This window comes from Enterobacter genomosp. O (assembly GCF_001022965.1).
GTDB classification, from domain to species: Bacteria; Pseudomonadota; Gammaproteobacteria; order Enterobacterales; family Enterobacteriaceae; genus Enterobacter; species Enterobacter cloacae_L.
This window is the reverse complement of record NZ_LECZ01000019.1, coordinates 58,345-72,201: the sequence shown is the minus strand read 5'-3', so window position 1 is coordinate 72,201 and position 13,857 is coordinate 58,345. Positions and strand designations below refer to the sequence as shown.

The window sequence follows — 13,857 nt, the reverse complement described above, 5'->3', positions numbered from 1 at the left end:
GAGAGAGTACAGCTATGTATCACCTTCGAGTACCGCAAACGGAAGAAGAGTTAGAAGCCTATTACCAGTTCCGCTGGGAAATGCTACGCAAGCCATTACATCAGCCAAAAGGGTCTGAACGCGACGCCTGGGACGCGATGGCCCACCATCAGATGGTGATGGACGAAGAGGGCAACCTCGTCGCCGTCGGGCGTTTGTATATCAATGCCGATAACGAAGCCTCGATTCGCTTTATGGCGGTTCATCCCTCCGTGCAGGACAAAGGTCTGGGGACGCTTATGGCGATGACCCTGGAATCCGTCGCCCGTCAGGAAGGCGTTAAGCGCGTCACCTGTAGCGCCCGCGAAGATGCCGTCGAGTTCTTTGCCAAGCTCGGTTTTGTGAATCAGGGGGAGATCACGACCCCGCAAACCACCCCGATTCGTCATTTTTTGATGATCAAACCCATCGCCACGCTGGATGATATTCTCCATCGCGCTGACTGGTGCGGACAGCTGCAGCAGGCCTGGTATCAGCACATTCCGCTCAGCGAAAAAATGGGCGTGCGTATTCAGCAGTACACCGGACAAAAATTTATTACCACCATGCCGGAAACCGGCAATCAGAACCCGCACCATACTCTGTTTGCCGGCAGCCTGTTCTCGCTGGCCACGCTTACCGGCTGGGGGCTTATCTGGCTGATGCTGCGCGAGCGCCATCTGGGCGGCACGATCATTCTTGCCGACGCTCATATTCGCTATAGCGCACCGATAAGCGGCAAGCCGAGCGCGGTGGCCGACCTGGGTTCACTGGGTGGCGATCTCGACCGCCTGGCTCGCGGTCGCAAAGCCCGCGTCCAGATGCAGGTTGAACTGTTTGGCGATAAAACGCCGGGCGCGGTGTTTGAAGGCACCTATATCGTTCTTCCGGCGAAGCCTTTTGGCGCGTATGAAGAGGGTGGGAACGAGGAAGAGTAATCTCTTCAGCGTTATCGCCGGGCGGAGCTTATCCGCCAGGCGATGTCCCGCATAACGTCTCGCGCTGACTGGCTAATGCCACCAAGCTGGAAAAAGCCATGCATTACCCCCTGCCACCGTTGAGCGGTACACCTCACCTCTTGCTCTGCCAGATACTGGTACAACATTTCTCCCTCATCGCATAGCGGATCGTACTCGGCGGTAATAATGTGCACCGGCGGAAGACCGTTAAAATCATTCCGCCATAGCGGGCTGGCTTCGGGATGCTGACGATCGGTGTCTGCGAGATACATTTCATATCCGCTGAGCAGGGTATCGCGGGTAATCACGTAATCCTGGCCATTAAGGGTATAGCTTTCAAAACTGGCCGTAGCGTCGAGCATGGGGTAGATAAGAATGAGCTGGGCCGGGTTCCAGAGGCCTTTGGCCTTAATCCGCAGAGCCGTCACCAGCGCCAGATGCCCCCCTGCGCTGTCACCGCAAAGGGTGATGCGGTTTTTGTTTACACCAAATGCTTCTGCATTTTGCCAGACAAGCGCTGCCGCTCGCTCTGCGTCGTCATGCGCAGCAGGGAACGTATGCTCGGGCGCCAGTCTGTACTGAACCGCAATGACCCGACAGTTACCGTAAAACGCCAGCTGGCGGAGCTGGTTATCATGGGTTTCAAACCCTCCGCTGACAAAGCATCCGCCGTGATAATAGAGGGCACCGGGTAACGTTTCGGTGGCATTGAGAGGCGAATAAATCCGAAAGGTGAGGTCATCAATGACGCGCGTTTCAACCTGGACGCGAGCTTCTTTTTTCCCGGCAAGTACCGTACTGGCAATATATCCTTTTCTTCGGTCATCAATATTCTGGTCACGCGAAGAAGGCTTTCCTGCATCAATAAAGTCCTTAACTAACTGCGCGATCCCGTTTTCCAGAGCCATATTAACGTTCTTCTAAGCTGTATGAATATACAGTTATAGCCTGGTTTCATGCGGAAGAAAACAACAAATTTTGTGAGCTCAGGGATCTGGAAAGCGGCTCGCAAATACCAGGTAAACGCTTGCCAGCTGCTTTAACCCTACTTAAAAAAAGCGTATGTTGCCTTAAAAATGTTCAATAATGATATACTGAGGTGATATATGAGTTTACTGGCGGAGCTTAACATGGGCAGGATCCTGATCGATTTGTCGGAAGACGTTATTCAGCGTCTCGATAACCTCAAGCAGCTGCGTAACCAACCTCGTGCCGAATTACTGCGTGAAGCAATCGAGCAATATCTCGATCAGCAGAGTTCTTCGGTTATTCGCGACGCGCTTGGGCTCTGGGGAAACCAGCAGGAAGATGGGCTTGAGTATGAACGTAAGCTGCGTGAGGAGTGGTAGGTATGGAACACATGGCGGTGTTTGATACCAACATTCTGATCGACCTTTTCAATAATCGCGTCGAGGCAGCAAATACAATCGAAAGCGCAGCATCGCACCGAGCGATCAGTCTAATCACATGGATGGAAGTCATGGTGGGGGCACGTAAGCATGGTCATGAAGCGAAAACAGCGGCGGTAATGGGTGCTTTTGAGATAATTGATGTAACCCGAGAGATAGCGGAAAGAAGCGTAGTGCTCCGCGAGAAGCATGGCATGAAACTTCCGGATGCCATTATTTTAGCGACTGCCCAAAGCAGAAATTGCCCGTTAATCACCCGGAACACCAAAGACTTTCAGGGCATCGCCGGGGTGGTTTTACCTTATCAACTGTAGGCCGGGCAAGCTTGCGTCGCCCGGCACTGTCACAGAAGACTACTCCCCTTCACCCGGGAACAGGAACGGGTTGATAGAGCTGCGGGCAAAGCCCTCCTGCTCCATCTTCGCGTCCAGAATCAGCGAGGCGAGATCGTCAGCGACCGCTTCAACTTTCGGGTCTTTTTCCTGATAGAGAATCTTCAGGTAGGTCCCGCAGTCGCCGCAGCTTTCGGCTTTTACCGCCGCTTCTTCGTTTTCCAGCGACCAGTAGTTCAGATCGCGGGTCTGCTCGCAGTTGCTGCACTTGATGCGCACCACGTGCCACTCGGTTTCACACAGGTTGCAGTGCAGGTAGCGCAGCCCCTGAGTGGTGCCGATTTGCACCATGCTGGAGACCGGCATTGAGCCACATACCGGGCAGAACTGGCGTGCTTCACCGTATTCGGCGCGGGCTTTGCCAGGGATCAGGCTGGCCATTTGCGCCCAGTAAAGCGACAGCGCAGCCCAGATAAACGGCGCTTTATCACTGCTGACCAGCGAGAAGTCGGACGCAAACAGCGCGCTCGCCATCTCTTCCAGCTCCTGCTCGGACGCTTTTTCCAGATTCTCAATGACCGCCAGCGCGGTGCCGCTCATCTCGGGCTTCAGCTCGGCAATCAGCGAATTCAGCAGCTTATGCCAGTGCTTGTCGCGCGGCAGAACGTGAATATCCAGCGGCGGCTTGCCCTGCGCGTTGGCTTCTTTGATGCGCGCGGTCAGGTCCATTTGCAGCGGGTGGTCGTACAGCACCACTTCCTGCGCGTGGGCTACCAGCGCGGCAAAACGCAGAAAATCGCCCAGCGGGTTGTTCTCTGCCAGCTCGCGCAGACGCTCTGCGCGGCGGTTGTAGAGGTTCTTGAGTCTGGGGAATAACAACGGCGGAATATAATCCGCCGTGCGTTTCTCGCTCGACCCCAGCTCATCTTGCGGGATTATGCGAATACTCATTCAGATGACTTTTCCTGTTTCTGGCGGACCTCACGGTACCAGCGCGGGTGATGTTTCTTCGCCCACGTGCTGGTTACCCATCCTTCCACCATCGCGGTAATGGTGCCTTTCACCCAGAGGGCGGCGTAGATATGCACCATGATAACCACAATTAACGCCACTGCGGCAAATGAATGCAGCATCAGCGCGAATCGGATCACCGGGATTGAGAAAGCAGGCGCAAAGTACGGACGCCAGATGATCACGCCGCTCACCAGCAACAGGACCAGGAAGATAATCGCCGCCCAGAATACGCATTTCTGGCCGAAGTTATAACGCCCGGTGTCACCTACTTCCTCGTTGACGACGATCTTACGAATATTCTTCGCCCAAAAGATATCATCCCGATTGATTAGGTTATGGTGCCAGTAGCGGAAAAACATGATGATGAACGACGCGAACATGATGACGCCCACAAACGGGTGCAGGATACGCGCCAGCTGCGGTGTCCCCATGATCTGCATCAGCCAGTTGAAGGAGGGGAAGAAGAACCCCAGCCCGCTTATCGCCGCCAGCATGAAGCAGAAGGCGGTGACCCAGTGGTTGATACGTTCCGGCGCGGTGTAGCGCACGATGGTGTCACGTTTTCTCATTTGCGCACCTCGTCTTTCTCTTCATGCAGGTTGTCGTCTTCCTCTTCCGCGCGGTTCGGACCGACGCCGACGTAGTGGAAGATGCTCGCTGCGAAGGTGGCAGCAAAACCGACCGCTGCCAGCGGTTTCCAGATGCCTTTCCAGAACTTCACGGTGGCGCTGATTTCCGGGTTCTCCGGCAGGCCGTGATACAGGTTCGGCTTGTCGGCGTGGTGCAGCACATACATCACGTGCGTACCGCCAACACCGGCCGGATCGTACAGGCCAGCGTTGTCGTAACCACGGGTTTTCAGTTCGCCCACGCGCTCTGCCGCCAGCGTTTTCATATCCTCTTTAGAGCCAAAGTGGATAGCACCGGTTGGACAGGTCTTGACGCACGCTGGCTCCTGGCCGACGGTGACGCGGTCTACACACAGCGTACATTTGTAGACGCGGTTGTCTTCCGGGTTCAGGCGCGGTACGTCGAACGGACAGCCCGCAATGCAGTAGCCGCAGCCAATGCACTGTTCGGACTGGAAGTCGACGATGCCGTTAGCATACTGAATGATAGCCCCTTCTGACGGACACGCCTTCAGGCAGCCCGGATCCGCGCAGTGCATACAGCCGTCTTTGCGGATAAGCCATTCCAGCTTGTCGTTCTGCTCCACTTCGGAGAAACGCATCACCGTCCAGGACTTGGCGGTCAGGTCAGCCGGGTTGTCGTACACCCCGACGTTGTGACCGACTTCGTCACGGAGGTCGTTCCACTCTGAGCAGGCCACCTGACAGGCTTTACAGCCGATACAGGTGGTCACGTCGATGAGCTTCGCCACTTCCTGCTGGTGGTCCCGCGCCTGAGGCGCGGGCGTGAAACTGTTTGTCGCGGAACGACGGATAATGTCTTGAGATTGATAAGCCATAAGTCGTCTCCGTTACACCTTTTCCACGTTCACGAGGAAGGCCTTAAACTCCGGCGTCTGCGTGTTCGCATCGCCGACGAACGGCGTCAGGGTGTTCGCAATGAACCCTTTCTTTGCCACGCCCTCATAGCCCCAGTGAATAGGAATACCGATGGTATCTACCTGCTGACCGTGAACGTTCAGCGTGCGAATACGCTTGGTCACCACCGCCTTGGCTTTGATATAGCCGCGGTTAGAGGAGACCTTCACCGTATCGCCATGGGCGATGCCGAGCTTGCCCGCCAGCTTCTCGCCGATCTCCACAAACTGTTCCGGCTGCGCGATGGCGTTAAGCAGCGCGTGCTTGGTCCAGTAGTGGAAGTGTTCAGTCAGACGGTAGGTGGTACCCACGTACGGGAACTTGTCTTTTTTACCCAGCGCGTCGAAATCGCCCTTAAAGATACGGGCTGCCGGGTTAGAGACCACGTTCGGGTGCAGCGGGTTGGTGCCCAGCGGCGTCTCAAACGGCTCGTAGTGTTCCGGGAACGGCCCTTCCGCCATCTTATCGATAGCAAACAGGCGTCCCATCCCTTCAGGCTGCATGATAAACGGCCCGACATCGCTGCCGGGTGCGGCAGTGTTGTAGTCCGGAATATCCACGCCGCCCCATTTTGCGCCGTCCCACTTCAGCAGCTGACGCTTCGGATCCCACGGGTTGCCCTGCGGGTCAGCGGATGCGCGGTTATAGAGGATGCGGCGGTTGAGCGGCCACGCCCATGCCCAGCCCAGCGTATTGCCGAGGCCCGACGGGTCGGCGTTATCGCGGTTGGCCATCTGGTTACCTTTCGGCGTCCAGCTACCGGCAAAGATCCAGCAGCCGCTGGAGGTTGTGCCGTCATCGCGCAGGTGCGCGAAGGTGCTGAGCTGATCGCCTTTCTTCGCCAGCACGGTACCGGTGGCCGGGTCGATAACGTCCGCCAGCGCCTTACCGTTGCTCTCCATCGCCACTTCTTCCGGCGCCGGGTTTTCCGGCGTCGAGTAGTTCCAGGTCATGTTCAGAACCGGTTCCGGGTTCGCGCCGCCTTCAGCCGCGTACATCTTACGCAGGCGTAAGAAGATACCGGCCAGGATTTCGCCGTCGTTCATGGCGATGCCCGGGGCGTCCGCGCCTTTCCAGTGCCACTGCAGCCAGCGTCCGGAGTTGACGATAGAACCATTCTCTTCCGCAAAGCAGGTCGATGGCAGACGGAACACTTCGGTCTGAATCTTCGATGGATCGACATCGTTCGATTCACCGTGGTTCTGCCAGAAGGTTGAGGTCTCGGTATTGAGCGGGTCAATCGTCACCAGGAACTTCAGTTTCGACAGCGACTCAACAACCTTGTTCTTGTTCGGGAACGAGGCAACCGGGTTAAAGCCCTGGCACAGATAGCCATTCACTTTGCCCTGATGCATCATCTCGAAATACTGCAGAACGTCGTAACCCTTGTCCCACTTCGGCAGCCAGTCAAAGCCCCAGCTGTTTTCCGCTGTCGCTTTGTCACCGAAGAAGGCTTTCATCATCGAGACGAAGAACTTCGGATAGTTGCCCCAGTAGTTCACCTGGCCTTCAAGCAGCGGCTTAGGCGTGCTGGCCGTCAGGTAGGTTTGCAGGTCGGTCTGTTTCTCGCTTGGCAGGTTCATGTAACCCGGCAGGCTTTGAGACAGCAGGCCGAGGTCGGTCAGGCCCTGAATATTGGAGTGACCGCGCAGGGCGTTTACGCCGCCGCCAGCCATCCCCATATTGCCGAGCAGCAGCTGAACCATCGCCATGGTACGGATGTTCTGCGCGCCGATGGAGTGTTGCGTCCAGCCGAGGGCGTACAGGAACGACGCGGTTTTATCTTTCGCGCTGGTTTCGGCGATAAGTTCGCAAACCTTCAGGAAGTCCGCCTTCGGCGTACCACAGATGTTTTCGACAACTTCCGGCGTGTAGCGGGAAACGTGCTCTTTCAGCAGGTTCCACACGCAGCGCGGGTGTTGCAGAGTGGTATCGCGCTTCGCAAAGCCTTTTTCATCCAGCTCGTAGTTCCAGCTGGTTTTATCGTATTTGCGTTTTTCGGCGTCGTAACCGCTGAACAGGCCATCTTCGAAGTGGTAATCCTCACGCACGATCAGGCTGGCGTTGGTATAGGCTTCGGTGTATTCGCGGTTATATTTTTCGTTGGTCATCAGGTACAGCAATACGCCTGACAGGAAAGTGATGTCAGTACCTGAACGAATAGGGGTGTAGAAATCCGCCACTGACGCAGTACGCGTAAAGCGGGGATCGATCACAATCAGTTTCGCACCGTTGTGGATTTTGGCTTCCATCGCCCAGCGGAACCCGACAGGGTGCGCTTCAGCGGCGTTACCGCCCATCACCACAATGAGGTTGGCGTTCTTGATGTCGACCCAGTGGTTGGTCATCGCACCGCGACCAAATGTTGGAGCAAGACTTGCTACCGTTGGTCCGTGTCAGACACGCGCCTGGTTGTCGACCGCGAGCATACCAAGTGCGCGCGTGAATTTCTGGGTTAAATAACCGGTTTCGTTGCTGGAAGCAGAGGCACACAGCATCCCGGTGGAGAGCCAGCGGTTGACCGTGACGCCATCGGCGTTCTTCTCAATAAAGTTGGCATCGCGGTCTTCTTTAATATGTTTTGCGATGCGGTCAAACGCCTCTTCCCAGCTGATTTGCTGCCATTTGTCGGAGCCAGGCGCGCGATATTCAGGGAATTTGAGGCGGCTTTCGGAGTGGATAAAGTCCACCAGACCAGCCCCTTTCGGGCACAATGCGCCGCGGTTGACCGGATGATCCGGGTCGCCTTCGATATGGAAAATAGACGCTTTGGCGTTTTTAGCACCGTCGCCGAGGCTATACATCAACAGCCCGCAACCGACAGAGCAGTACGTACAGGTATTACGGGTTTCACGGGTGCGCAGCAGTTTATACTGCCGCGTTTCCGCCAGCGCTACGCCGGGCGCAAAGCCCAGTGCCGCTGCCGTGGTGCCTGCCATACCGCCAGCGCAGATCTTAAAGAACTGCCTTCTGCTGACCTGCATGGGTCACTCCTTGTTTCGACATTGCTTACATATGTAGTTTTGACTTCACGGTTGAAAAATGACCGCAAAGGAAAAAATTTGCGTTAATCCCTCAATTCCACGAGGGATATCATCAGAATACCACAATGTCGGTACAGCTGTTCTAATGGCGTTAATACAAAGTGAACGTATTATCACCATGTTGATTATAAAGTGTGATATCGATCACATTAACAGCTCTGCATGTTAAAGCGGTGTAGCGGGCGTCAGGTTGCACCCCTTCTAAATGAGTAGGAGAATGGTTGTCGAAAAGTTGATCCATACTATGCGTAACGCCTGTAGTTTGTGCTGCAATAGCAGGCTCGCTTCCGTGGTTGTTCAGGAATACCGCTGTGTCTAAACAAAACCGTGCTCCCTATCCGTCGCCCCTGCCTGCCGGCATTGTGGAACTGTCAGTACACAGACCTCCCCAGATTACCCATGCCACGCCTGATTTTCTGGCGGAAGAAGTGCCCGTTGCGCTCGTTTACAACGGCATCTCGCATGTGGTGATGATGGCTTCGCCGAAAGATCTTGAGCTGTTCGCGATAGGGTTCTCCCTTTCGGAAGGCATCATCGAGCAGCCACAGGAGATCTACGGCATGGACGTGGTGCAGGCATGCAACGGCCTTGAAGTACAAATTGAGCTCTCCAGCCGCCGCTTTATGGGATTAAAAGAGCGCCGCCGGGCGCTGGCCGGGCGCACCGGCTGCGGCGTCTGCGGCGTTGAGCAGCTCAACGATATTGGTAAGCCTCTTGTACCTCTGCCGTTTACTCAGACCTTCAATCTGGCGAACCTCAACCATGCGCTTGAGCACCTCAACGACGTACAGCCCATCGGCCAGCTGAGCGGCTGCACGCACGCGGCAGCGTGGGTGTTGCCGTCGGGCGATATCGCCGGGGGACATGAGGACGTTGGCCGCCATGTGGCGTTGGATAAGCTGCTCGGTCGTCGCGCGCGTGAAAGTGAGGTCTGGCAGCAGGGCGCGGCGCTCGTTTCCAGCCGGGCCAGCTATGAGATGGTGCAAAAATCGGCGATGTGCGGGGTAGAAATCCTGTTTGCCGTGTCGGCGGCAACCACGCTGGCGGTGGAGGTGGCGGAGCGCTGCAACCTGACGCTGGTGGGCTTCTGCAAGCCGGGAAGGGCGACAATTTATACCCATCCGCAGCGATTGATAGTTAATCAGTAATTTTGAATGATAATAGCAAATCCTTCCGCTTTTAGTTGATCGCGATGAGGTCTAGTATTTATCTCATCAAGGCACGGTGCCTTACCTAAACAACTTAATGAAAGGGTTTAAATCATGAAAAGCATCAAAACTTTTGTCGCTGTAATCGCTCTGGCTGCTTCTTTCGGTTCTTTCGCTGCGCAGACCGTGACCGCAACCGCATCCACCATTGACGGTGCAGAAGCGAAAATCGCGGCTCAGGCTCAGGAAGCCGGTGCGTCATCGTACAAAATTACCCAGGCGTTCTCAGGTAACCGCGTACACATGACCGCTGAACTGACTAAATAAGCGAGTCACACCGTCGAAAGAGCGCCCCCGGGGCGCTTTTTTAGTTTATGCCCGCCACGCGCAGCAGCGCAGTTACCACTGCCGCGGCCACGATGACCACAATTAACGGCATTTTCCGCCAGGCCAGAAATACCGCAAACGCCACGCCCAGCACGCGGGCCATGCCGGCGAAGTGTTCCCCTTCATAAAACGTGGTCGCCAGCGCCACGGAAAACAGCAATACCGTTGCCGCATCTGACAACAGCGCCTGAGAACGCTCCGACAATGCCAGCCTGCTGCCGAGTTTCGCCCCGCCAAGACGCATCAGATACGTTCCCGCAGACAAAATGGCGATGCCGAGAATAAAAAACGTCATATTTCCCATTATTTTTTCCTCGCAGCGAGACCCAGTAAAGAGAGCAGCACCGGTAATCCTACCGGGGCAAACGGCACGGCGGCCAGCGACAGAGCGGCGCCGCTGCAGGCGCGGATTAGCGTGGTGCGGTTTTTAAACGCGGGCACCACTAACGCCAGCAATATGGCCGGGAAGACCGCATCCAGACCGATGGTTTCCGGATCCGGCAGCAATTTGCCGACCATGGCGCCCAGCAGGGTCCCCAGCGGCCAGATAATCGCCACGCCTAAACCGCATAACCAGTACGCCGCTTTCCGCTGTTCGGGCGTTTTTTGCGACAGGCCAAACACCACGCTTTCGTCGTTCATGATGTGGCAACCCAGAAGGCTCAGGCCCCGTTTGCCCACCAGTTCACGCACCGTCACGCCGAACGGCACATGGCGCGCGTTGACCAGCAACCCCGCCGCCGCTGCCGCCAGCGGGTTACCGCCGCTTGCCACAATGCCGATAAACATAAATTCGGACGCGCCCGCGAGCACGGTAATGGAGAGTACAAACGGTACCCAGACCGGAAAACCGTAGGCCATCGCCAGGGAGCCGTAGGACATCCCGACCACGCCGACCGCGAGGCAAACCAGGATGATTGCTTTTATGGTGTCGCCTTTCAGGCAGGAGAGATGATGCTTCATACAATTTTAGCCATATCGAACGAATATCCATTATAATGAACGCAACAGAACTGTTTTTCAAGATGAACGATTCGTTCGATTTATAGAACAAGAGGCCGTTATATGACGCAGCCAATCAGCGTGATCGCCAAAAGTCTGGTGCGAGAACGCCTGCGAACCGGACTTTCACTGGCGGAAATTGCCCGCCGTGCCGGGATCGCTAAATCCACGCTTTCTCAGCTGGAGTCCGGCAACGGTAACCCTAGCCTGGAAACGCTGTGGTCGCTTTGCGTGGCGCTGGATATTCCTTTCGCCCGCCTGCTTGAGCCGCAGCTCCCGACCACGCAGGTGATCCGCCGTGGTGAAGGGACGAAAGTGGTCGCCGGGCAGGCTAACTATGAGGCAATTTTACTGGCGGCATGCCCTCCGGGCGCGCGCCGCGATGTCTACCTTCTAATGACCCAGCCGGGTGCAGATCGCATTTCCCAGCCACATTCGCCTGGCTCAGTAGAGCATATTATTGTGACGCAGGGACGGGCTCTGGTCGGCCTGCTTGACGCGGCGGAAGAGCTCACCGCAGGAGATTACATCTGTTACCCCGCCGACCAGCCGCACATCTTTAAGGCTCTGGAGCCAGACACGTATGCGCTGCTGGTGGCGGAACAAAACTAACAAGGATCCCGCATCCTCGCTTCAGGAGGATGTCGGCAACGTCTTCACGCCAGGTAAAACACCTCTTCCAGCCCGGCACTCACCGGGCTATTGTCCGGGTTCGATGGCATTACATCACGCATGTGTTTCCACCAGCGCTGGCAGACGTCGGTATTCGCGACCGCGTTCCAGCGCTCCTCCGATTCAATCTCTACGGTAGCAAACAGCAGATTGCGTGCCTTATCGAGATAAATGGCGTAGTGATGCGCGCCATGATCTTTCAGCACCTTTTCCAGCTCGGGCCAAATCGGATTGTGGCGACGCGCGTACTCCTCGTGCGCGTCCGGGTTCACCTGCATCACAAACGCTTTGCGGATCATAGAGCCTCCAGATAGAGTTCGCGAACTTCCTCACGGCTGGCGGGGCGCGGATTGCATGGCGCACAGGGATCGGCGAGGGCTTTATCCAGCCAGCCTTCAATATCGGCTTTGGTCACGCCGAGCTGGCTGAAGCCCGCAGGGATGCCAACGCGAGCGCTCAGGTCGCGAATCGCCTGAATGGCAGACATGCTGGCGGCTTCATCACTCATGCCGCGGGTATCGACGCCCATCGCCTGCGCCACGCGGGCGAAGCGGACGACCGCGTTCGGGCGGTTAAAGTTTTCGACGATCGGCAGCAGGATGGCGTTGCACACGCCGTGCGGCAGGTTGTGCGTCGCGCCCGGCTGGTGCGCCAAAGCATGCACAAGGCCGAGACCCGCACTGTTAAACGCCATGCCCGCCAGATACTGACCAAACGCCATTTGCTCGCGCGCTTCAAGGTTATGACCGTTGTTGACCGCTTCCGGCAGCCACAGGTTGATCAGGCGAATCGCTTCCAGCGCGTTGGCATCAGTCAGCGGGTGCGAGCCAACGGACACGTAGGCTTCAATGGCGTGGGTCAAGGCATCCATACCGGTTGCGGCGGTCACGGAGGCAGGAATATCCAGCATGACGCTGGCATCGTCCACGGCGATATCCGGGATGATGTTCGGGTCAATAATCACCTCTTTCACCTGACGCGCGGAGTCGATGATTACCGCATTGCTGGTCATCTCCGCCGCCGTGCCTGCGGTGGTGTTGATCGCCACCAGCGGCACGCCCGCACTTTTCACCTTGCCGACGCCGGAATAATCGGTTGACGGACCGGGGTTGGCGGTGAGGATTTTAATCGCCTTGGCGGTATCAATTGGGCTGCCGCCGCCGAAGGCGATAATGTAATCACACGCGGCTTCCCGGTATGCCGCGAAACCCTTCTGTACCAGCGCCTCCGTTGGGTTGGGAAAGACCGCGTCAAACAGCTGATATGACATCTGGTGCGCATCCAGCGCGGTAAACAGACCGTCCAGCAGGCCCAGCTTCACCAGCTGACCGTCGGTGACAATCAGCGCTTTGCCCCACCGTTTGTTCGCCACCAGGTTGACCATGTCGCCAATAGCGCCCGCGCCGTGCAGGCTGATTTTTGGAAGTGCCAACATAAAGCTCATGATAATTCTCCTTAACTATCGCCCGTACCGTCCGGTCAGCGAGGGTTTATGCGTATATTTCCAGCGCTGAACGTAGCGGGGTCACACCGAAGCGCTTGCCGAGTGCAATAAGCTCTTCGCGGGTAATGGTTTGCTTCATACCGCCCATGGAGTACACCTTCACCAGCACTTCCGCTGATTTCTCGGCGGTGTCGATCAGGCCGAAGGTTTCATCAAGCGTAGGGCCGCTGCCAAACACGCCGTGGAACGGCCACAGCACCAGCGAATGTTTTTGCATATCCTGGGCGGTTGCCTGGCCGATTTCGTCGGTACCCGGTACCATCCAGGGCAGAATGCCGACGCCGTCCGGGAACACCACCAGACACTCGGTACTGCCTTCCCATAGCTTGCGGGTGATGAAATCGGAGCTGTTTTCCAGCACGTAGGTTAGGGCGATCAGGTTGGTGGCGTGGCAGTGCATAATCACGCGGTCTTTGCCGTTAGTCGCCTTGATGCGCTCGCAGTGGGAGAGGAAGTGCGCCGGCAGTTCGGAGGTGGGCACCGCCTCGTCGGTCAGGCCCCACAGGATGTGATAGCCCGCGCCGTCGCTGTCCACTTTCACCACGCCGAGATTGGCCGCTGGATCGAGCTGGACGTTACGGAAGAACTTACCGGAACCGGTGACGATAAACGGCGTGTTGGCGAGCAGCGGCATCGGCTGGCTCAGCGCGATATAGCGCGGCTTCTGGTGGAAATCGGCCGCGAACGGTTCTATATCCGCGTCGTCCAGGCGCAGCGTCAGGTTGCCGCCGTTGCGCTCGTCCCAGCCCTTCAGCCAGGCGTCGGAGGTGGCTTTGATCATGCCCTGGACGAACCAGGAATGGGTGATGGTCTGCATAGTT

At 56.8% G+C, this 13,857-nt stretch carries 16 protein-coding genes; 6 read left to right on the top strand and 10 right to left on the bottom strand.

Annotation, left to right across the window (positions count from 1 at the left end; translation table 11 throughout):
• Nucleotides 1-14 precede the first annotated feature (14 nt).
• Nucleotides 15-956, top strand: coding sequence for a fatty acid biosynthesis protein FabY (gene fabY, locus ABR39_RS01840; RefSeq protein ID WP_025759561.1), 942 nt, complete (start codon nucleotides 15-17; stop codon nucleotides 954-956).
• An 11-nt stretch (nucleotides 957-967) separates the two neighbouring features.
• Here fabY and ABR39_RS01835 read toward each other — a convergent pair whose 3' ends face one another.
• Nucleotides 968-1,885: an alpha/beta hydrolase gene (locus tag ABR39_RS01835; RefSeq protein WP_047345531.1), complete on the bottom strand. Its 918-nt coding sequence runs from the start codon at nucleotides 1,883-1,885 to the stop codon at nucleotides 968-970.
• Nucleotides 1,886-2,083: 198 nt separating this feature from the next.
• Between ABR39_RS01835 and ABR39_RS01830 the strand changes: the two genes are divergently transcribed.
• Both ABR39_RS01830 and ABR39_RS01825 read left to right on the top strand, forming a co-directional pair.
• Complete coding sequence (locus tag ABR39_RS01830; RefSeq protein WP_047345530.1) at nucleotides 2,084-2,326, top strand: CopG family transcriptional regulator; 243 nt, start codon at nucleotides 2,084-2,086, stop codon at nucleotides 2,324-2,326.
• Between the two features lie 2 nt (nucleotides 2,327-2,328).
• The gene (locus ABR39_RS01825) at nucleotides 2,329-2,700 is read left to right on the top strand and encodes a type II toxin-antitoxin system VapC family toxin (RefSeq protein WP_032639936.1); all 372 of its coding nucleotides are present in this window, start codon (nucleotides 2,329-2,331) and stop codon (nucleotides 2,698-2,700) included.
• 39 nt (nucleotides 2,701-2,739) lie between these two features.
• Here the strand turns inward: ABR39_RS01825 and fdhE are convergent, their stop codons facing one another.
• From fdhE to fdnG, 4 genes are read right to left on the bottom strand one after another with little or no spacing between them, the layout of a single operon-like run.
• Entirely contained in the window at nucleotides 2,740-3,669 is a 930-nt protein-coding gene (gene fdhE / locus ABR39_RS01820) for a formate dehydrogenase accessory protein FdhE (protein WP_047345529.1), read from the bottom strand.
• Nucleotides 3,666-4,301, bottom strand: a complete 636-nt coding sequence (gene fdoI, locus ABR39_RS01815) for a formate dehydrogenase cytochrome b556 subunit (protein WP_008501832.1) — start codon at nucleotides 4,299-4,301, stop codon at nucleotides 3,666-3,668. Before fdoI ends, fdhE begins: the two co-directional genes overlap by 4 nt.
• Nucleotides 4,298-5,200, bottom strand: a complete 903-nt coding sequence (fdxH, locus tag ABR39_RS01810) for a formate dehydrogenase subunit beta (RefSeq protein ID WP_010436855.1) — start codon at nucleotides 5,198-5,200, stop codon at nucleotides 4,298-4,300. Before fdxH ends, fdoI begins: the two co-directional genes overlap by 4 nt.
• 12 nt (nucleotides 5,201-5,212) lie before the next feature.
• Nucleotides 5,213-8,263 carry a formate dehydrogenase-N subunit alpha gene (gene fdnG, locus ABR39_RS01805; protein ID WP_165587270.1) on the bottom strand — a complete coding sequence of 1,017 codons (3,051 nt, stop codon included), beginning with the start codon at nucleotides 8,261-8,263 and terminating at the stop codon, nucleotides 5,213-5,215.
• A gap of 371 nt (nucleotides 8,264-8,634) precedes the next feature.
• Between fdnG and fdhD the strand changes: the two genes are divergently transcribed.
• Both fdhD and ABR39_RS01790 read left to right on the top strand, forming a co-directional pair.
• The gene (fdhD, locus tag ABR39_RS01795) at nucleotides 8,635-9,471 is read left to right on the top strand and encodes a formate dehydrogenase accessory sulfurtransferase FdhD (protein WP_047345527.1); all 837 of its coding nucleotides are present in this window, start codon (nucleotides 8,635-8,637) and stop codon (nucleotides 9,469-9,471) included.
• Nucleotides 9,472-9,585: 114 nt separating this feature from the next.
• Nucleotides 9,586-9,798 (top strand): DUF1471 domain-containing protein, encoded by a 213-nt coding sequence (locus ABR39_RS01790; RefSeq protein ID WP_047345526.1) that lies wholly within the window; start codon nucleotides 9,586-9,588, stop codon nucleotides 9,796-9,798.
• A 40-nt stretch (nucleotides 9,799-9,838) separates the two neighbouring features.
• On the opposite strand, the gene ABR39_RS01785 is transcribed toward ABR39_RS01790, so the two are convergent.
• Together ABR39_RS01785 and ABR39_RS01780 are read right to left on the bottom strand one after the other, a co-directional pair.
• Nucleotides 9,839-10,162 (bottom strand): AzlD domain-containing protein, encoded by a 324-nt coding sequence (locus tag ABR39_RS01785; RefSeq protein ID WP_024909205.1) that lies wholly within the window; start codon nucleotides 10,160-10,162, stop codon nucleotides 9,839-9,841.
• Nucleotides 10,162-10,821: an AzlC family ABC transporter permease gene (locus tag ABR39_RS01780; RefSeq protein ID WP_047345525.1), complete on the bottom strand. Its 660-nt coding sequence runs from the start codon at nucleotides 10,819-10,821 to the stop codon at nucleotides 10,162-10,164. The genes ABR39_RS01785 and ABR39_RS01780 overlap by 1 nt, the downstream gene beginning before the upstream one ends.
• Nucleotides 10,822-10,923: 102 nt before the next feature.
• On the opposite strand from ABR39_RS01780, the gene ABR39_RS01775 reads away from it, so the two are divergent.
• Nucleotides 10,924-11,472 carry a helix-turn-helix domain-containing protein gene (locus tag ABR39_RS01775; protein ID WP_047345524.1) on the top strand — a complete coding sequence of 183 codons (549 nt, stop codon included), beginning with the start codon at nucleotides 10,924-10,926 and terminating at the stop codon, nucleotides 11,470-11,472.
• 44 nt (nucleotides 11,473-11,516) lie between these two features.
• On the opposite strand, the gene rhaM is transcribed toward ABR39_RS01775, so the two are convergent.
• From rhaM to rhaD, 3 genes are read right to left on the bottom strand one after another with little or no spacing between them, the layout of a single operon-like run.
• Nucleotides 11,517-11,831, bottom strand: coding sequence for an L-rhamnose mutarotase (gene rhaM / locus ABR39_RS01770; RefSeq protein ID WP_047345523.1), 315 nt, complete (start codon nucleotides 11,829-11,831; stop codon nucleotides 11,517-11,519).
• A complete protein-coding gene (gene fucO / locus ABR39_RS01765) occupies nucleotides 11,828-12,976 on the bottom strand; it encodes a lactaldehyde reductase (protein WP_047345522.1) in 1,149 nt (382 codons plus the stop codon). Before fucO ends, rhaM begins: the two co-directional genes overlap by 4 nt.
• Before the next feature lie 46 nt (nucleotides 12,977-13,022).
• Nucleotides 13,023-13,853: a rhamnulose-1-phosphate aldolase gene (gene rhaD, locus ABR39_RS01760; RefSeq protein WP_047345521.1), complete on the bottom strand. Its 831-nt coding sequence runs from the start codon at nucleotides 13,851-13,853 to the stop codon at nucleotides 13,023-13,025.
• Between the last annotated feature and the right edge of the window lie 4 nt (nucleotides 13,854-13,857).